We start from the raw sequence: 16,769 nt of genomic DNA on the forward strand, positions 1-16,769 counted from the left end.
CAGGTTTCTGGATCAGGCCTGAACCGGATCTTCTTCCTTGTGTGCTGTGTGCAGCACTTCGATCAGGCAGTCTTCGAGTTCGAAGCGCTCATGCAGCAGGCCACCGAGTTCCTTGAACTTCTCGGCCACGCACTTGCCTTCATCGCACAGATCGTTGAAGGCGAGCAGTTTTTCAGTGATGACGTCGATGCGCGGATAGATCGTCTCGGCGAGTTCGAGACCACGTTTGTCGTTGAACGCCTTGGCTTCGCCGGTCAGCTGTTCATAGATTTCGAAATGCCCGGCCGAGACGTAATCGACCAGCACGCCGCAGAACTCCTGCAAGGGCTTGCGGCTCTCGGCCAGCGACTCAGGCTGCGCACCGAGTTTGTCGTAGGCACCGATCAGATCTTCACGCTCCTGCAACCAGCGGTCGATCAGCAGATGAACTCCACCCCAACGTTCCTGAGCATTCTGACAACTTTCGAGCATGGCGATCTCTCTTCCCTTGTGGGTCATGCTGCTCTACACCCGCGCCCCTCTTTTGATTTTGCCTTGGGGGTCGGCCGGGCAGAGCGTCATCGAGCAACATAAATCCAATGACACGTGCGGGCCAGATTATGCCCGCACGCCTATGGCTTCAAGGTACGCAGGAGATAAAGTTCATACAAGTGTTTAATCCCGCAGCAGCACCGGGTGCGACGCTTCGCCGCTGAGCGGTCGTTGCAGAGCACTCCAGACCAGCCGCAGCAATTGATACACCGCCAGAATCGAGACAGCGACAAAGAACAGCAGGCTCCACTCCGGGATGCTCAGATCGAACAGCGTCCAGGAAATTTCCGCACAATCGGCACCGCCACTAAACATTCTTTGCAAGGCACAGATCCAGGGCAGACCACTGAACAATGTCTCGGGGGCAGGCGCGCAATCAAGCAGTTGCAGCACCGGGTCACTCTGTATCAATACCTGCCGCCAGGCAGCCGTGGTGCCTCCCAGACTCGCGCCCAGGGTCAACAACCAGTAGAACCACAAGCCGACGCGTTTGGGGCCGTGCACCGCCGCCACACCACTGGATACGCACAGCAGCGTGATAAACAGGCGTTGCACCAGGCACAGGCTGCACGGCGTCAGACCGACAGCATATTCAAGATAATAAGAAGCTCCCAGAGCAAAGGCCCCCGCAGTGAAAGCCATGAAGAACAAGGAGCGTGAGCAGGCCAACGACATGGCTTTTCCGTAACAGTAGAGACAGGCAGTTACGGTAGAGGAAAGCGTGTCAGCCTTTCAAGGCGAGGCCCTGCCGACAGTTCACCAGAGGTGTAGGGAAAACCCGACAGGTTCGAGAGGAATTGGTGTAGTTCGCCGTAGGAATTTTCCGCAAGCGCTGACTGAAGCAGAAACTTCAGCCACAAAAGGTAAGCGAGGGAGCGAACTCCCTCGCCACTTCAGACGTGAGCCGGTACCGGTAACGGTGCGGCCAGCAGGCGCTCGTCCAGCAGACCCAGACCTTCCTGAAACAGCTGATTACTGCGTTCGGTATCGCCCAACTGTGCGAGCAAGCGCGCCAGTTCCGCACAGGCTTCCGGATTACGCTGCACACGCAGGCTGCTCTCCAGATAATCCCGTGCCTTGCCCCACAGACTGGTTTGCAGACACAGTCGGCCGAGGGTCAACAACAAGCTCGGATCGTTCGGATGTTCCTTCAGCCAGCCTTCGGCGGTTTGCAACTGACGCGCCGGATCGCTACCGCGTACCAGTCCGTAGAGACGGGCCAGATGGCTGTCGTACTTGCGCTTGAGGGCAGTGCGCAGCACTTCTTCTGCTTCCACCTGAGCGCCCAACTGACGCAACTGTTCGGCGTACGCCAACACCAGCGGCGGTTCCTGACGCTGCGCCGAGGTCAGTTGCTGCCAGGCGCGCGTGAGCGACTGCAAGCCAACTGTTCCGTCCTCTTCACGCTGTGCGGCCAGCGAGAGGTTTTCACCCCAGGCGCGGCGTTCAAGCTCAGCCAGTTCAGCCGGCGGAAGGACTTTGTCCTTGCGCAACTCCGGCAGCAAACGAATCACTGCCGACCATTCGCCACGCTGCTGATACAAGCGCTGCAACTGACGCAGCGTCTGTGCATTGTGCGGATGGCGATCATGCATTGCTTGCAGGGTCACCAAGGCACCGTCGGTATCGCCACGGTCAGTCTGCAACTGCGCATGGCTCAGAGCGATAGCCAGCTCTGCTTGAGGCTGACGCTCCAGTGCGCGCTCCAGCAAACGATCACACTCTTCGTAATTGCCTTGCTCATTGGCCGCGCGGGCAGCGCCGAGGTAGTACAGCAATGGCTGACGCTCGGCTTCAGCCGCCCGATAGAGATGCCGTTGAGCGCTGGCCCAGCGACCTTCGGCCAGATCCAGTTGGCCGTGCTCGATCGCCACTTGGACACGGCGACTGCGGTTGCGGCGTGACCATGGATTGACCACACCGCTGGAGGTCATGACCAATTCAACCAGCGCCTTGATCCCCCAGATCAGCAGCCACACCACTGTGATCACCGCCAGTGTCGCCCACAGGCTCGACTCGTAGCGGAAGCTCTTGTAGGCCACCAGCACGTAACCGGAATGCTCGGCAATCGCCAGCCCCAGTGCCGCCGTCGCCGCGATCACCAGAAACACGATCACATACAGGCGTTTCATGGTGTGATCTCCTGCGCGGTGTTGGCGGCAGGCTTGGCGAAGGGCTTCACCGACTCTTCGGCGTTGACATTGCGCCGCTCAAGATAGGCTTGCACCGCACTCAGCGTGCCAGCCAGATCCGGCGTCGTGACCGTGACCGGTTCCTTGCTTAGCTCGGCAACCTGTTCGAGCATCACTTTGCTTTGCGGATTGTCCGGGTTGAAATTGCCCTTGAGCACATCACGCGCCTCAGCCAGCGCCTGGGTGTAGACCGGCGCTTGTCCGTTGAGCGCAGCCCACTGCGCCTGCTCCAGTGCCAAGCTCAGGGCCAGGCGCACCTGACTCAGGCTCTGCCCGGCCAGCAGCGGCCGCACATTCTTGTCGGCATTGAAATCGATACGGATGTAGCGCGAGACCTTATCCCACCACTGCGCCCAACGACTGGCGCCGTCGCCGTCCGCAGTCAGACCCAGCAGTGATTCGCCGCGATCCTTGTACTCCGGCGCCAGCTCGGTGAGGTCGATGACCTGATCACGCAATGCGCCGAGACGCAGGAACAGACCGGTACGATCCGGTTGCGACGTGCTGCGCAGCGCCACCAGGGTTTTCGCCACTTGCTCGCGAGCGGCGAAGGAACCGGGATCGTTTTGCTCACGGAGGATTTCGTCAGCGCCCTGCACCAGCGCCTGAGCGCTGCTGATGTCCTGCAACGCAGACAGGCGCAAGCTGGCCAGACGCAACAGGTGCTCGGCCTCGGCCAGACGCCAGTCCTTGCGGCTCGCCCCGAGGACGGTTTCCAGACGTTGATTGAGGCGCTGCTGATCACCCTGCAGTTGCGTGACCAGACGCTGGCGATCAGCGAGTTCGTCGGCACCCGGCAGTTGTGCGAGGCGCTCGGTCAGACGCTGCTCATTGAGCTTCAGACTCTGCGCCTGATCGTTCAATGCCTGCACTTCACCGGATTGCTGCTGAGTATTGGTCTGCAGGTGACGGACCTGCCAGACACCCCAGCCACCGATCGCGACGCCGGCAGCGCCGAGCAACAAGGCGACGATGGCCAGTCCATTGCCTCGGCGCGGCTCTGTGGCCGGCGGTGGAGTTTCAACCTGGGTTTCAATCACAGGCTGGACGTCATCTTTTGGCAAGGCTGTTTCGCTCACGTATCCATCCTTTGCATTAGAAAACGGGTACGGGATGCTCCCGTAGCGCCGTCAGCAAAGCCGCGGCACTCGCGCCGCGGCAATCCACAACTGTTTGAGCCCCGGCGGCACGTGCCAGCTCGGCGACTCTTGGGCTTGGAACAAACAACGGCAACGGCGCGATGGTCGGCCAGGCATCGCCGGCCATCTGACGCAGGTGCTCGAAACCCTGTCCACTGCTGACCACCAGCCCGTTCAAGCGTTCCGCTTCGATCCGCCGTGGCAGTTCCTTCGGGGCGTAGGCTGGCAAGTCGCGTCGATACAATTCCAGATACTCGACACTAGCACCAAGCTCGCGCAGGCGCTCGGCAAGCAACTCGCGGCCGCCTTCACCGCGCAGGATCAACACCTGCGCACCCGGCTGGCTGACCGCCTCACGCAGACGCTGCAATTGCAGCAAGGCTTCGCTGTCATCGCCATCCGCAGGGAAGCTCACGTCCAGACCATGATCGCTAAGAATCTGCGCGGTTGCTGCACCGACGCTGAACCAAGGCATCGTCAGCGAAGACGAATTACCGAGCAGATCCAGCGCAATGCGCGCCGCCGGTTTGCTGACCACGATCACCGCGTTGCAACGCGGCAACCGCGCAATCGCCTGGCGAATTTTGGCAGAGACCGGCAGCGCGACAATGTCCAGAAGCGGCAAACAGCTACTGAAAACGCCCTGCCCGGCCAACGTCTGCGCCAGCGCCACACAGTCCTCCGCAGGGCGCGTCAGCAGCAGGCGCCAGCCAGTCACTCGTGACCTGCCTCGCCGTAGACCGCTTTGAGAATGTCGTCGGCGCCCTGGCTGAGCAGGTCTTCGGCCACCTTGACGCCCAGTGCTTCGGCATCCGCGCGTGGAGCACGCGCTTCGGCGCTGAGCAGCTTGCCGCCACTCGGCTCACCAACCAGACCCCGCAGCCACAACTGCTCGCCTTCGAGCACCGCATAGCAGGCGATCGGCACTTGGCAGCCGCCATTCAGATGTTTGTTGAGAGCACGTTCGGCGGTCACGCGCGATGATGTATCGGCATGATGCAAAGGTGCGAGCAAAGCGTGGATTTCAGTGTCAGCACTGCGGCATTCGATGCCAACCGCGCCCTGGCCACCGGCCGGCAGGCTGTCATCAACGCTGATCGCCGAGGTGATGCGATCTTCGAAACCGAGGCGGATCAGACCGGCCGCAGCGAGGATGATCGCGTCGTACTCGCCAGCATCGAGCTTGGCCAAGCGGGTGTTGACGTTGCCGCGCAGGAAGCGGATTTGCAGGTCCGGACGACGGGTCAGCAATTGCGCCTGACGACGCAGACTCGACGTGCCGACAATGCTGCCGGCAGGCAATGCCTCAAGGCTGGCATAGGTATTGGAAACGAACGCATCGCGCGGGTCTTCACGCTCGCAGATGCAGAACAGACCGAGACCTTCAGGGAAGTCCATTGGTACGTCTTTCATCGAATGCACGGCGATGTCGGCTTCGTTTTCCAACAGCGCGGTTTCCAGTTCCTTGACAAACAGACCTTTGCCGCCAATCTTCGACAGTGGCGAATCGAGCAGCTTGTCGCCGCGACTGACCATGGGCACCAGCGTCACCAGCAGGCCCGGATGGGCCGCTTCCAGACGGGCTTTGACGTATTCGGCCTGCCAGAGGGCCAGCGCACTTTTACGGGTGGCGATGCGGATTTCGCGAGAGGACATGGATCAATCCGTACTGAATAGATACGGCGGATAATAACAGCTCAGCCAAATCCACTTTGACTTGAATCAGAGTCGGCGCGGCCTCCCTGGCCTGCAATGCCCGGTAAAAAGGAGCTGGAGCCGTCCGGAATGACCGGGTTACAGGCCCTGCATCATCTTGCGCACACCGGCCACATGCCGGCGACTGACAATCAGCGCATCGCCATTGAGCCCTTTGAGGAACAGCTGGAAATGCCCCAGCGGTGTGCGCTGCAAACGCTCGATACGATCGCGGGCGACCAGCGCGTTGCGGTGGATACGCACGAAGCGCTCGCCGAACTCGTCTTCAAGCGCCTTGAGGGGTTCGTCCAGCAGCACTTCGCCGGCCTCGTGGCGCAAGGTCACGTACTTGTGGTCGGCAATGAAGTAAACCACCTGATCCAGCGGGATCAGTTCGATGCCTTTGCGGGTGCGCGCACTGATGTGGCTGCGCGGGCCGGTGCCGCTTTCAGCAGCGGGACGGGTCAGGGCCGAGAGTTGCGCCCGGTTGGGACGTTCCGCCCGTTTCAGGGCGTCATGCAGATGTTCAGTTCGCACGGGTTTCACCACATAGCCCACGGCGCTGGCCTGCAGGGCTTCCACGGCAAATTCATCGGGGCTGGTGCAAAACACTACGGCAGGCGGCGTTTCGCGTTCGCACAGACGGGCAGCGACCTGCAGGCCATCGAGGCCTGGCATACGGATATCGAGAAGCACGATATCCGGCTTGTGGCTGTCGATCAGTGCCAACGCCTCTTCGCCATTCGTGGCGCTGGGCTCCAGAACTGTATAACCCTCGAGTTCGCTCACCATTCGGCTGAGGCGCTCGCGAGCCAGTGGTTCGTCATCAACGATCAGGACATTCATATTGCGCTGGATTCCTGCGTGAGTCTCGCACAAGGATAGCGTAGACAGGTGAAGTGACGTCCGTCACCGCGATCCACGCTAAGACTAGCCCGAGCGCCAAAAAGTGCCGTACGTCGGCCAGCAATATTTGCCAGTGCCCGGGTCGTACTGCTCAAAGCCCGCTGTTTCCTGCGTTTCTCACGGGGTTTGCCGAAGGACAAAACACCCAACCCCTCTTCTTATAGTCGGCGGCAAGACCTTTACGTGATCCAGAGCCGCGTCGACCCTTATGTCCAACTGTAGACGCTCGCCGCGCCGATATTGCTCAATCGAAAAATATCCTTGCGCAAAACCTCCGGGACCAGCGCCGACTATGGCGCACACAATGAGAAAAAAACGTATCGACCAGTGTCAACGACAGGATTGGCAACCCTGTTATTATCCGCGCCAGCGTTTCACGCCTTCTTTCTTCAAGCCGATACGAGCGAATTCATGAGCACTGACAAGACCAATCAGTCCTGGGGCGGCCGCTTCAGTGAACCCGTCGACGCCTTCGTCGCCCGCTTCACCGCCTCCGTCACTTTCGACCAGCGCCTGTATCGCCACGACATCATGGGCTCGATCGCCCACGCCACTATGCTGGCCAAGGTCGGCGTGCTGACCGATGCCGAACGCGACAGCATCATCGATGGCCTGAAGACCATTCAGGGCGAAATCGAGGCCGGCCAGTTCGACTGGCGCATCGACCTCGAAGACGTACACATGAACATCGAAGCACGCCTGACCGATCGCATCGGCGTCACCGGTAAAAAGCTCCACACCGGGCGTAGCCGCAACGACCAGGTCACCACCGACATCCGCCTGTGGCTGCGTGACGAGATCGACCTGATCCTCGCCGAAATCACCCGCCTGCAAAAAGGCCTGCTGGAACAAGCCGAGCGCGAAGCCGCGAGCATCATGCCCGGCTTCACCCACCTGCAGACCGCGCAGCCAGTGACTTTCGGTCATCACATGCTGGCCTGGTTCGAAATGCTCAGCCGCGACTACGAGCGTCTGGTCGACTGCCGCAAGCGCACCAACCGCATGCCGCTGGGCAGCGCTGCGCTAGCTGGCACCACCTACCCGATCGACCGTGAATACACCGCGCAACTGCTGGGTTTCGATGCCGTCGGCGGCAACTCGCTGGACAACGTTTCCGATCGCGACTTCGCCATCGAATTCTGCTCGGCCGCAAGCATCGCGATGATGCACTTGTCGCGCTTCTCCGAAGAGCTGGTGCTGTGGACCAGCGCGCAGTTCCAGTTCATCGATCTGCCGGATCGTTTCTGCACCGGCAGCTCGATCATGCCGCAAAAGAAAAACCCTGACGTGCCAGAGCTGGTGCGTGGCAAGACCGGCCGTGTATTCGGCGCACTGATGGGCCTGCTGACTTTGATGAAAGGCCAACCGCTGGCCTACAACAAGGACAACCAGGAAGACAAGGAACCGCTGTTCGACGCTGCAGACACCCTGCGCGATTCGCTGCGGGCCTTTGCCGACATGATCCCGGCGATCAAACCGAAGCACGCAATCATGCGTGAAGCGGCGCTGCGTGGTTTCTCCACAGCGACTGACCTGGCGGATTATCTGGTGCGTCGTGGTCTGCCGTTCCGTGATTGCCATGAAATCGTTGGCCACGCCGTGAAGTACGGCGTGGACACCGGCAAGGATCTGGCCGAGATGAGTCTGGAAGAACTGCGTCAGTTCAGCGATCAGATAGAGCAGGACGTGTTTGCCGTGCTGACCCTGGAAGGCTCGGTGAATGCCCGTGACCATATCGGCGGCACTGCGCCGGTGCAGGTCAAAGCGGCTGTGGTGCGCGGCCAGGCCCTGATCGCCAGCCGCTAAAAGCCAAAAGCCAAAAGCTTCGCGAGCAGGCTCGCCCCCACGGGTTTCGCGTCGAACACATAATCGTGTTTCAGCACATAACCCTGTGGGAGCGAGCCTGCTCGCGAAGGCTTCCTTCAGAGCGCTATAAAACTCACTTCTTGGCAGCGATCATCGCCAAAAACGCCGGCATCGCGGCTTCCTTGTCCGCCGCAATCTTCTGCACATGCGGATTCTGCTCCAGCCGCTCCAGCAGCGCCTTCGCCTTTGGCATATCCGCCAGCAAATCAATCCCGAACAGTTTCTGCCCGACCGCACAGGCCAACGGCACGCTGTAGAGGAAATACAAATCGGCAATGCTCAAACTGTCGCCTGCCACATACGGGGCGAATTTGCCGTGACGGCCCAGAGCTGCAAAACCCAGCAACAGTTCAGTCTTGGTCTTTTCCTTGATCGCTTCCGGCAGGGTCATGCCGAAGAATGCTTCGCCATAACAGGCACGGCCGGGCAACTCGATGTACAGCTCGATTTCCTTGGCAATCGCCAAGACTTGCGCGCGCTCGAACGGATCGCTCGGCAGCAGCGGTGTGCCTTTCTGGGTCTGTTCGAGGTATTCGAGGATGATCGCGGTTTCGTTGATGAAACCGGCGTCCACACCGAGCACCGGGACCTTGCCACGCGGGCTGATGGCCAGAGATTCCGGGGTCGGCGTCGGGTAGAACGTGACCTCTTCGAACGGCAGGCCTTTTTCCAGCAGTGCCAGTTTGACCATGTTGTAGTAGTTGCTGACTGAGAATCCGTAGAGCTTGAGCATCACATAGCCTCCAGGCCGTGCGGGGTGGGCAGGGCCTGTTTATAGATCGTGCAGGCGAATCGCGCCAGCAGCATCACGCCGCTGAATGCGGGTAAACTGGCGCCTTTCCATGAGGAGCCTGCCATGAGCGAGCCGACAGACATCGACAACGACGAAGAAGAGTTCACCGAGGCTACGTTGATCGAAGCCATCGAGAACCAGATCGAAAGCGACAACCCGCCAGCGGCCAAAGCGACTTTCAACAAGCTGACACTGGTCGGAACTGAGCGCGAAGAGATCCTCAACCTGATGGCGCACGTGCTGGCCTACGAGATTGACGCGATGCTCGATGAAGACCGCGCATTTGATACTGAATGGTACGAAGCGGCGCTGCGCGCCTTGCCGGAATTACCGCCAGAAAAGCAGTAAGCCAAACACATCCCCCTGTGGGAGCGAGCCTGATCGCGAATGCCGTGCATCAGCAAAAGCAACGCTAAATGACACACCGCTTTCGCGAGCAGGCTCGCTCCCACACAATTTGTCACCCATCTATCAGGCCTTCCCCTGAGCCCCGACTACACTGGAATCCGCCTCAAGACAAAATCCCTGATCTGAGCACTGGACATGCCGCAAAAGCGGGTTCACCTTAGGGACGCTGTCGTCCAATTCCTAGAAAGTCTGGAGTCCTTATGTCGCTTACCCCTGAGTTGGTTGCCGAACTGGAAGTCCTCGCACTCTTTCCCCTGGACAGTTCCCAGGAAGGTTTGAAAATTCATCAGACCGCTGCCCCGAAACATATTTCTGCCGCCAAACGCCTCTTTGAAAAAGACTTGACCGATCAGCCCGATGGCGGGTATCTGACCAGCCTCGGTCGCGATGCCGCACAAAATGTGCAAACCGTGCTGACCATTCTGAGAGAGCAAGAAACCGCCTGATCCCCCTGACTTTGCCCACGGGAACTCCTGCCACGGGATTTCCGCGGGCCTGCCCGGTCGCCCGCGATAGAAATCTGACGTCAAAAAACAAATTCAGCTAAAAGTCCCGCTGCGCTAAGGCTAAACTGCCTGACATTCCGAGACCCTCTACGTCCGAGCCTTTGAGCCGGTTTGAGCTGACATGACGCGCACCCACGAAATCCGCCCCGACCTCGACGAAGGCATTGACCGCAAGGTCCTCAGCCAGCTGCGCGCGCGTTTTCTCAAACTCAATGAAGGCCGCCTCGGCCGCGCCCTCGAAGGCTTGTCGACACGTCAACAGAGCGTGTTGACGCTATTGCCGCTGTTCTTCCACGTCAACCATCCGCTGCTGCCGGGCTATGTCTCGGGCAGTACGCCGGCCGGACTGTCGAATTACGAGCCTGACACCAACACACTCGCCGAAGCGCAACGCCTGACCCGTTCGTTTTCCTACAAGCCGCGCCACGGCAGCAATCCACCGCGGCCGATTCATGGCCTGTTCCTGATGGGCAGCCTCGGCACGCTGGCGCAGGCTGATCAGAGCGACATGGACGTGTGGGTCTGCCACGCACCGGATCTGAGCGAAAGCGAACTCGCTGAACTGGGCAAAAAATGTCATTTGCTTGAGGCCTGGGCCGCGAGCCAGGGCGCCGAGGCACATTTCTTTCTGATCGACCCGGTGCGCTTCGTCAAAGGCGAACGCGACACCCAGCTCAGTTCGGAAAACTGCGGGTCGACCCAGCACTATCTGCTACTCGACGAGTTTTATCGCACCGCAATCTGGCTGGCCGGGCGCACACCGATCTGGTGGCTGGTGCCGGTTTACGAAGAAACCGCCTACGATCTTTACACCCATACCCTGCTGTCCAAGCGCTTTATCCGCGCCGACGAAACCCTTGACCTTGGCCATCTGGCGACGATTCCGCCGGGCGAGTTCATTGGTGCCGGGTTGTGGCAGTTGTTCAAAGGCATCGAGTCGCCCTACAAGTCGGTGCTCAAACTGCTGCTGACCGAGGTTTACGCCAGCGAACACCCGCAGGTGCAGTGCTTGAGCCTGCGCTTCAAGAAAGCCGTGTTCGCCAACCAGCTGGATCTTGATGAACTGGATCCGTACATGGTCGTGTATCGGCGTATCGAGGAATACCTCACCGCACGCAACGAACCGGAACGCCTGGAACTGGTACGCCGCGCGCTGTACCTGAAGGTCAACCGCAAGCTCACCGGCAACAGCCGCACGCAGAGCTGGCAACGTTCGTTGCTGGAACGGCTGGCCAGCGAATGGCATTGGGATCAGCGACAACTGACGCTGCTCGACAGCCGCAGCCAGTGGAAAGTCCGCCAGGTCAGCGCCGAACGCCGGGCGCTGGTCAATGAGCTGAACTACAGCTATCGCTTCCTCACCCAGTTTGCCCGCACCGAGCAGACCGTCAGCCTGATCAACAAGCGTGACCTCAATGTGCTCGGCCGCCGACTCTACGCAGCCTTCGAGCGCAAGGCCGACAAGGTCGAGTTCATCAACCCCGGCATCGCCCCGGATCTGGCCGAAGACACCCTGACCCTGGTGCAGTCGCGCAATAAAAAGGAACCGGGGCAAACCCAGTGGGGCCTGTATAACGGCAGCCTCACGGCACTTGAGTGGGAACACTTCGCGCCGATCAAGCGCAGCCGCGAATTGCTTGAACTGCTGACCTGGTGCCACCGCAACGGCGTGATCGACAGCAGCACGCGCCTCGCTTTGCATCCCGGCACCAGCGACCTGAGCGAGTTCGAACTGTTCAACCTCCTCGGCAGCCTGCAACAGTGCATCGCCCTGCCCTTGCCCACCGTCGCGGAAGAACCGTTGCTGCGTGCAGCGGTGCCGAGCGAAGTGCTGATTCTGGTCAACGTCGGCGTCGACCCGCTCAAGCATCACCGCGACCTCAATATCCTGATGACCACCGAGCGCACCGACTCGCTGAGTTACGCCGGGGTGCGCGAAAACCTCGTGCTGACGCTGGATCAGGTCACGCTCAATAGCTGGAACGAAGTGCTGGTCAACCGCTTCGACGGCCCGCACGCCCTGCTCGATTGCCTGCGCGATTACCTCAACAATCTGCCGCGCGGGCCGCTGCAGCCGTCGCTGAAGGTGCGTTGTTTCTGCCACAACCGCGCGCAATTCATTGCCCGTCGGGTCGAAGAAATCATCGATACCGCACAGAACCTGTTGCTCAGCGAGCTGAACCACCGCTATCTGGTTCAAGTGCAGCAGCACTATCACGTGCTGGAATTGGTGCCGGGCCAGGTCAACCACGTCGCCCTCGCCACCCTGCCGGCCCTGCTCGATTACCTCGGCGAGGAACAGCCGCGCTACAGCCCGCTACATCTGGACCCGATGGCGCTGGAAGATCACGACCTCGCATTGATCCTGCCGATGGGCCAGCCGGAATGCATTCAAGTGTTCTACCGCATCACCGAGCAGCAGGCCGAGTTGTACGTATTGGATGAGTTCAACGCGCTGTGGCAGCAGCATTTGCCTTATCACGACGAGCAGAGCCTGCTGGTGCCGTTGCAGCGCTTTCTGCAATCGATTCTGTTCCGCCGCGAAGCCGTGCTGCCGATGGACGCCGGCCCGGATGCCCGTCTCGAAACCTTGTATTACCAGTTATTGCCATCGGGCCCGGGACGCGCGCGCCGGGTCGAAGCGCGGCCGGCACCGCAGACGCCAGTGAACAAGCCGTTCTATGACGTACAGGCGATCGTCGGCAAAGCCGCACCGGGCGAAGTGCAGGTCACCCTGTATTGCAATCAACGGGAATTCAGCGAACTGGAACATGGCGACCAGCTGTTCAGCGTGGTCGCCCGGGAGATCGTCGAACAGCGCCGTGAGAGCGAACGCTATCGCTGCTACATCACCGACCTCGACCTTTCGGGCCTGCTCGGTGACGGGCAGAGTTCAAGCAATCTGTATCTACGCTACAAGGCTGACCTGGAGCGCGCCCTGAACGAGGCACTCGAACAGGTCTGAGGCGGGTTACTCGGGAAACGCGCCACCATTGGCCGGTTGCGATTCGACTTCCAGCAAAGTCAGTTTGAGGGTCTTGCCACCGGGTGCCGGCCAGTCAATGTGCTGACCGACCTTCAGGCCCAGCAACGCGCTGCCGACCGGGGCCAGGATCGAGATCTTGCCTTCATCGGCGTTGGCGTCCTTCGGATAGACCAGCGTCAGGTGGTAATCCTTGCCACTGCCTTCTTCGCGGCAATGCACACGGGAATTCATTGTCACGACATCGGCGGGCACTTCATCGTGGCCGACCACGGTATCGGCGCGGTCCAGCTCGGTTTGCAGCGCAATCACGCCCGGCGCAGCCTGATCTTTATCGTTCAGGCTGTCGATCAGGCGTTCCAGACGTTGCACGTCCAGACGGGTAAGGGTGATGGAAGGTGCGGTCATGATCCGGGCAGACTCCTTTCTTCTGCACACAAAAAAAGCAAAACCCCGCCAAAAAAGACGGGGTTTTCACCAGGCCTCGATGGGTTGAGGCGTGTTCGGACACTATCACAGCTCAAAAAATATACAAGTCACCCACCCGGCCAGCCCCTACGTTGAGGAATTGCGGCGGTCTGCGGCTTGGGCGCAGATGACCCGGCGGCGTTGATCGTCTGCCGAACGCCATTCGCGAATGTCTTCGACATGGCGGAAGCAGCCGAGGCAGACCTTTTGTTCGTCCAGTCGGCACACGCCGCTGCACGGCGAAGGCACGGCCGGGCTGATGTTGCTGTAAAGCGGCTTGGGTGGACGAACAGGAGCGGTGTCAGTCACGGAATCACAGACCTTCGAAGTCGAATTCGGCGCCGGCCTGCTGCTCGACGATGCGCTCGAGCATTTCGCCCAATTGCTCTTCGCTCTTGTCGCACATCCAGCGCTCGCTTTCTTCGTCGTAGTCGAAGTGGAAACCACCGGACACCGCCGCCAGCCACAGCTGACGCAGCGGCTCCTGACGGCTGAAGATCAGCTGCGAGCCGTTTTCGAACTTGACGGTGAGCACACCGGCCGAGTTCTCCATGTCGATATCCAGATCACTTTCGTCAAAGATGTCTTCCAGTTTTTCCTGGGTTTCATCGACCAGATCGTGAAAACGGGCTTCGGACAAACTCATTGCGGCAACCTCAAAAAATGTTCTGATCAGGCACAAGCGCCGAAAGATACGGACGCTGCCGGCCGATTGCAAAGATTAACGACCAAGCACCTGCCGGCCCAGCAACACCGAACCCTGTGGGAGCGAGCCGGCTCCGGGCGGCGATCCGACGAAAGCGGTGTGTCAGTCAGCATATATGTATCTGACACTCCGCTATCGTCGGATCGCCGCCCGGAGCCGGCTCACTCCTACAGGAGATTACGGCGGTTCGGGCAGCTTTGGACGAGCCCCGCCGGACGGGAACCCCCTCGCATAGGCAAGCCGCCGGGTGGCCGGTATACTCCGGCGCAATTAACGCATTTTCAAGGATTTCGCCATGAAGCGCCTGATCTCTTCCCTTGCTGCGCTCGTCGCGGTTGCCTGCCTCGTTTCGGCCTGCGGTCAAAAAGGCCCGCTGTACCTGCCCGATGACGATCAGGACCCGGCCGAGCAAGCCAAATCGTCGCAACAACAGCCTGCCTCCAAGGCGCACAAGCACGACGTTTACCAATAAGGGATCGCCATGGACGCTTTTAACTACCGTGGCGGGGAACTGTTTGCGGAAGGTGTGGCGCTGTCTGCCATCGCCGACCGCTTTGGCACGCCCACCTACGTTTACTCGCGCGCACACATCGAAGCCCAGTATCTGGCGTACGCCGATGCGCTGGCCGGCATGCCGCACCTGGTCTGCTTTGCGGTCAAGGCCAACTCCAACCTCGGCGTACTGAATGTCCTGGCGCGTCTGGGCGCCGGTTTCGACATCGTGTCCCGTGGCGAACTGGAACGCGTGCTCGCCGCTGGCGGCAGCCCTGAAAAAATCGTCTTCTCCGGTGTCGGCAAGACCCGTGACGACATGCGTCGTGCGCTGGAAGTCGGCGTGCACTGCTTCAACGTCGAATCCACTGACGAGCTCGAGCGCCTGCAAGTGGTTGCCGCCGAACTGGGCGTCCGCGCCCCGGTTTCGCTGCGTGTGAACCCGGACGTCGATGCCGGCACCCACCCGTACATTTCCACCGGTCTCAAAGAGAACAAGTTCGGCATCGCCATTGCCGACGCCGAAGACGTGTACGTGCGCGCCGCGCATCTGCCGAACCTGGAAGTGGTTGGCGTCGACTGCCACATCGGTTCGCAACTGACCACGCTGCCACCGTTCCTCGATGCGCTCGACCGTCTGCTGGATCTGGTCGATCGTCTCGGCGATTGCGGCATTCACCTGCGCCACATCGATCTCGGTGGTGGTTTGGGTGTGCGTTATCGCGATGAAGAGCCGCCATTGGCTGCCGACTACATCAAAGCTGTGCGCGAGCGCCTCAACGGTCGTGATCTGGCGCTGGTGTTCGAGCCGGGCCGTTTCATCGTTGCCAACGCCGGCGTGCTGCTGACTCAGGTCGAGTACCTCAAGCACACCGAACACAAGGATTTCGCCATCGTCGACGCGGCGATGAACGACCTGATCCGCCCGGCGCTGTATCAGGCGTGGATGGACGTTACCGCGGTCAAGCCGCGTGACACCGCTGCGCGCAAATACGACATCGTTGGCCCGATCTGCGAAACCGGTGACTTCCTCGCCAAGGATCGCGAATTGGCCCTGGCCGAAGGCGATCTGCTGGCGGTGCATTCGGCCGGCGCCTACGGTTTTGTGATGAGCTCCAACTACAACACCCGTGGCCGTGCCGCTGAAGTGTTGGTAGACGGTGATCAGGTTTTTGAAGTGCGTCGCCGCGAGACCGTGGCCGAGCTGTTTGCCGGCGAAAGCCTGCTGCCGGAGTAACCCATGCTGCTGCGTTTTACTAAAATGCACGGCTTGGGCAATGACTTCATGGTTCTCGACCTGGTCAGCCAGCACGCGCATATTCAGCCAAAGCACGCCAAGCAATGGGGCGACCGCCACACCGGCATTGGTTTCGACCAATTGCTGATCGTCGAGGCGCCAAGCAACCCGGACGTGGATTTCCGTTATCGGATCTTCAATTCCGACGGCTCCGAAGTTGAGCAGTGCGGCAACGGTGCGCGCTGCTTTGCGCGCTTCGTGCTCGACAAGCGTCTGACCGCCAAGCGGCAGATCCGCGTCGAGACCAAGGGCGGCATCATCGAACTGGACGTACGTAACGACGGCCAGATCGGCGTGAACATGGGCGCTCCACGTCTGGTGCCGGCGGACATTCCGTTCGAAGCGCCAGCGCAAGCCATCAGCTATCAGCTGGAAGTCGATGGCACCACGGTCGAACTGGCCGCGGTGTCGATGGGCAACCCGCACGCGGTATTGCGCGTGCAGGACATCAACAGTGCACCGGTGCATGAGTTGGGGCCGAAAATCGAACACCACCCGCGCTTCCCCGCGCGAGTGAATGTCGGTTTTCTCCAGGTCATCGACCGCAACCGTGCGCAGTTGCGCGTATGGGAACGCGGTGCCGGGGAAACCCAGGCCTGCGGCACCGGCGCGTGTGCAGCGGCTGTCGCTGCGATCAGCCAGGGGTGGATGGATTCGCCGCTATTGATAGACCTGCCCGGCGGGCGTCTGTCCATTGAATGGGCAGGCCCTGGCCAACCGGTACTGATGACCGGTCCGGCAGTGCGTGTATACGAAGGACAAGTACGTCTTTGAGTGAGCAGAAACC

18 protein-coding genes and 1 pseudogene are annotated in these 16,769 nt (G+C 60.4%); 7 read left to right on the forward strand and 12 right to left on the reverse strand.

Translation table 11 applies throughout. From position 1 onward, the window contains the following. Positions 1–12: 12 nt before the first annotated feature. The 8 genes and pseudogenes from rsd to FGA82_RS32800 form a co-directional block, all read right to left on the reverse strand. On the reverse strand, positions 13–471 hold the full coding sequence (gene rsd, locus FGA82_RS02290) for a sigma D regulator (protein WP_141125895.1): 459 nt from the start codon (positions 469–471) through the stop codon (positions 13–15). 183 nt (positions 472–654) lie between these two features. Further along, a complete protein-coding gene (locus tag FGA82_RS02295) occupies positions 655–1,206 on the reverse strand; it encodes a disulfide bond formation protein B (protein WP_141125896.1) in 552 nt (183 codons plus the stop codon). 218 nt (positions 1,207–1,424) lie between these two features. Further along, positions 1,425–2,663 carry a heme biosynthesis protein HemY gene (locus FGA82_RS02300; protein ID WP_141125897.1) on the reverse strand — a complete coding sequence of 413 codons (1,239 nt, stop codon included), beginning with the start codon at positions 2,661–2,663 and terminating at the stop codon, positions 1,425–1,427. Next, positions 2,660–3,802 carry a uroporphyrinogen-III C-methyltransferase gene (locus FGA82_RS02305; RefSeq protein WP_141125898.1) on the reverse strand — a complete coding sequence of 381 codons (1,143 nt, stop codon included), beginning with the start codon at positions 3,800–3,802 and terminating at the stop codon, positions 2,660–2,662. Before FGA82_RS02305 ends, FGA82_RS02300 begins: the two co-directional genes overlap by 4 nt. A gap of 16 nt (positions 3,803–3,818) precedes the next feature. Beyond that, entirely contained in the window at positions 3,819–4,580 is a 762-nt protein-coding gene (locus FGA82_RS02310) for a uroporphyrinogen-III synthase (protein ID WP_141125899.1), read from the reverse strand. Next, a complete protein-coding gene (gene hemC, locus FGA82_RS02315; protein WP_141125900.1) occupies positions 4,577–5,518 on the reverse strand; it encodes a hydroxymethylbilane synthase in 942 nt (313 codons plus the stop codon). The genes FGA82_RS02310 and hemC overlap by 4 nt, the downstream gene beginning before the upstream one ends. A 138-nt stretch (positions 5,519–5,656) precedes the next feature. Next, positions 5,657–6,403 carry a LytR/AlgR family response regulator transcription factor gene (locus FGA82_RS02320; protein WP_007911111.1) on the reverse strand — a complete coding sequence of 249 codons (747 nt, stop codon included), beginning with the start codon at positions 6,401–6,403 and terminating at the stop codon, positions 5,657–5,659. Next, a pseudogene (locus FGA82_RS32800) lies at positions 6,400–6,549 on the reverse strand (sensor histidine kinase); the annotation flags it as partial. The gene FGA82_RS02320 and the pseudogene FGA82_RS32800, both read right to left, overlap by 4 nt. A 325-nt stretch (positions 6,550–6,874) precedes the next feature. Here FGA82_RS32800 and argH point away from each other — a divergent pair. Next, on the forward strand, positions 6,875–8,269 hold the full coding sequence (argH, locus tag FGA82_RS02325; RefSeq protein WP_141125901.1) for an argininosuccinate lyase: 1,395 nt from the start codon (positions 6,875–6,877) through the stop codon (positions 8,267–8,269). A gap of 133 nt (positions 8,270–8,402) precedes the next feature. Here the strand turns inward: argH and FGA82_RS02330 are convergent, their stop codons facing one another. Then, entirely contained in the window at positions 8,403–9,062 is a 660-nt protein-coding gene (locus tag FGA82_RS02330) for a glutathione S-transferase family protein (protein WP_141125902.1), read from the reverse strand. A gap of 123 nt (positions 9,063–9,185) precedes the next feature. Between FGA82_RS02330 and FGA82_RS02335 the strand changes: the two genes are divergently transcribed. The 3 genes from FGA82_RS02335 (at position 9,186) to FGA82_RS02345 (ending at position 13,001) form a co-directional block, all read left to right on the forward strand. Then, entirely contained in the window at positions 9,186–9,470 is a 285-nt protein-coding gene (locus tag FGA82_RS02335) for a hypothetical protein (RefSeq protein ID WP_122596690.1), read from the forward strand. Between the two features lie 260 nt (positions 9,471–9,730). Further along, positions 9,731–9,976: a TIGR02647 family protein gene (locus tag FGA82_RS02340; protein WP_008084565.1), complete on the forward strand. Its 246-nt coding sequence runs from the start codon at positions 9,731–9,733 to the stop codon at positions 9,974–9,976. A 181-nt stretch (positions 9,977–10,157) separates the two neighbouring features. Next, positions 10,158–13,001 carry a class I adenylate cyclase gene (locus FGA82_RS02345; RefSeq protein ID WP_141125903.1) on the forward strand — a complete coding sequence of 948 codons (2,844 nt, stop codon included), beginning with the start codon at positions 10,158–10,160 and terminating at the stop codon, positions 12,999–13,001. 6 nt (positions 13,002–13,007) lie between these two features. Here the strand turns inward: FGA82_RS02345 and rnk are convergent, their stop codons facing one another. From rnk to cyaY, 3 genes are all read right to left on the reverse strand, one after another. Next, positions 13,008–13,427: a nucleoside diphosphate kinase regulator gene (gene rnk / locus FGA82_RS02350; RefSeq protein WP_016985881.1), complete on the reverse strand. Its 420-nt coding sequence runs from the start codon at positions 13,425–13,427 to the stop codon at positions 13,008–13,010. A gap of 147 nt (positions 13,428–13,574) precedes the next feature. After that, on the reverse strand, positions 13,575–13,796 hold the full coding sequence (locus FGA82_RS02355) for a DUF1289 domain-containing protein (protein ID WP_137218495.1): 222 nt from the start codon (positions 13,794–13,796) through the stop codon (positions 13,575–13,577). Positions 13,797–13,800: 4 nt separating this feature from the next. Beyond that, a complete protein-coding gene (cyaY, locus tag FGA82_RS02360) occupies positions 13,801–14,133 on the reverse strand; it encodes an iron donor protein CyaY (protein WP_141125904.1) in 333 nt (110 codons plus the stop codon). A 355-nt stretch (positions 14,134–14,488) separates the two neighbouring features. On the opposite strand from cyaY, the gene lptM reads away from it, so the two are divergent. Genes lptM through dapF form a run of 3 tightly spaced genes read left to right on the forward strand, consistent with a single transcriptional unit; the run spans position 14,489 to position 16,756 of the window. Beyond that, positions 14,489–14,665, forward strand: coding sequence for an LPS translocon maturation chaperone LptM (gene lptM, locus FGA82_RS02365; RefSeq protein ID WP_003229400.1), 177 nt, complete (start codon positions 14,489–14,491; stop codon positions 14,663–14,665). A 9-nt stretch (positions 14,666–14,674) separates the two neighbouring features. After that, positions 14,675–15,922 carry a diaminopimelate decarboxylase gene (gene lysA, locus FGA82_RS02370; protein WP_141125905.1) on the forward strand — a complete coding sequence of 416 codons (1,248 nt, stop codon included), beginning with the start codon at positions 14,675–14,677 and terminating at the stop codon, positions 15,920–15,922. A gap of 3 nt (positions 15,923–15,925) precedes the next feature. Further along, a complete protein-coding gene (dapF, locus tag FGA82_RS02375) occupies positions 15,926–16,756 on the forward strand; it encodes a diaminopimelate epimerase (protein WP_008084573.1) in 831 nt (276 codons plus the stop codon). Positions 16,757–16,769 lie beyond the last annotated feature (13 nt).

This window comes from Pseudomonas fluorescens, assembly GCF_005938625.1.
Classification (GTDB): domain Bacteria; phylum Pseudomonadota; class Gammaproteobacteria; order Pseudomonadales; family Pseudomonadaceae; genus Aquipseudomonas; species Aquipseudomonas fluorescens_BD.

What these genes read in the sequence shown, in the direction of transcription:
- dapF (WP_008084573.1), top strand. Translation starts at nt 15,926, where the DNA reads ATGCTGCTGCGTTTTACTAAAATGCACGGCTTGGGCAATGACTTCATG.
- FGA82_RS02300 (WP_141125897.1), bottom strand. Translation starts at nt 2,663, where the DNA reads ATGAAACGCCTGTATGTGATCGTGTTTCTGGTGATCGCGGCGACGGCG.
- cyaY (WP_141125904.1), bottom strand. Translation starts at nt 14,133, where the DNA reads ATGAGTTTGTCCGAAGCCCGTTTTCACGATCTGGTCGATGAAACCCAG.
- argH (WP_141125901.1), top strand. Translation starts at nt 6,875, where the DNA reads ATGAGCACTGACAAGACCAATCAGTCCTGGGGCGGCCGCTTCAGTGAA.
- FGA82_RS02295 (WP_141125896.1), bottom strand. Translation starts at nt 1,206, where the DNA reads ATGTCGTTGGCCTGCTCACGCTCCTTGTTCTTCATGGCTTTCACTGCG.
- FGA82_RS02340 (WP_008084565.1), top strand. Translation starts at nt 9,731, where the DNA reads ATGTCGCTTACCCCTGAGTTGGTTGCCGAACTGGAAGTCCTCGCACTC.
- lysA (WP_141125905.1), top strand. Translation starts at nt 14,675, where the DNA reads ATGGACGCTTTTAACTACCGTGGCGGGGAACTGTTTGCGGAAGGTGTG.
- rnk (WP_016985881.1), bottom strand. Translation starts at nt 13,427, where the DNA reads ATGACCGCACCTTCCATCACCCTTACCCGTCTGGACGTGCAACGTCTG.
- FGA82_RS02330 (WP_141125902.1), bottom strand. Translation starts at nt 9,062, where the DNA reads ATGCTCAAGCTCTACGGATTCTCAGTCAGCAACTACTACAACATGGTC.
- FGA82_RS02320 (WP_007911111.1), bottom strand. Translation starts at nt 6,403, where the DNA reads ATGAATGTCCTGATCGTTGATGACGAACCACTGGCTCGCGAGCGCCTC.
- lptM (WP_003229400.1), top strand. Translation starts at nt 14,489, where the DNA reads ATGAAGCGCCTGATCTCTTCCCTTGCTGCGCTCGTCGCGGTTGCCTGC.
- FGA82_RS02335 (WP_122596690.1), top strand. Translation starts at nt 9,186, where the DNA reads ATGAGCGAGCCGACAGACATCGACAACGACGAAGAAGAGTTCACCGAG.
- FGA82_RS02345 (WP_141125903.1), top strand. Translation starts at nt 10,158, where the DNA reads ATGACGCGCACCCACGAAATCCGCCCCGACCTCGACGAAGGCATTGAC.
- hemC (WP_141125900.1), bottom strand. Translation starts at nt 5,518, where the DNA reads ATGTCCTCTCGCGAAATCCGCATCGCCACCCGTAAAAGTGCGCTGGCC.
- rsd (WP_141125895.1), bottom strand. Translation starts at nt 471, where the DNA reads ATGCTCGAAAGTTGTCAGAATGCTCAGGAACGTTGGGGTGGAGTTCAT.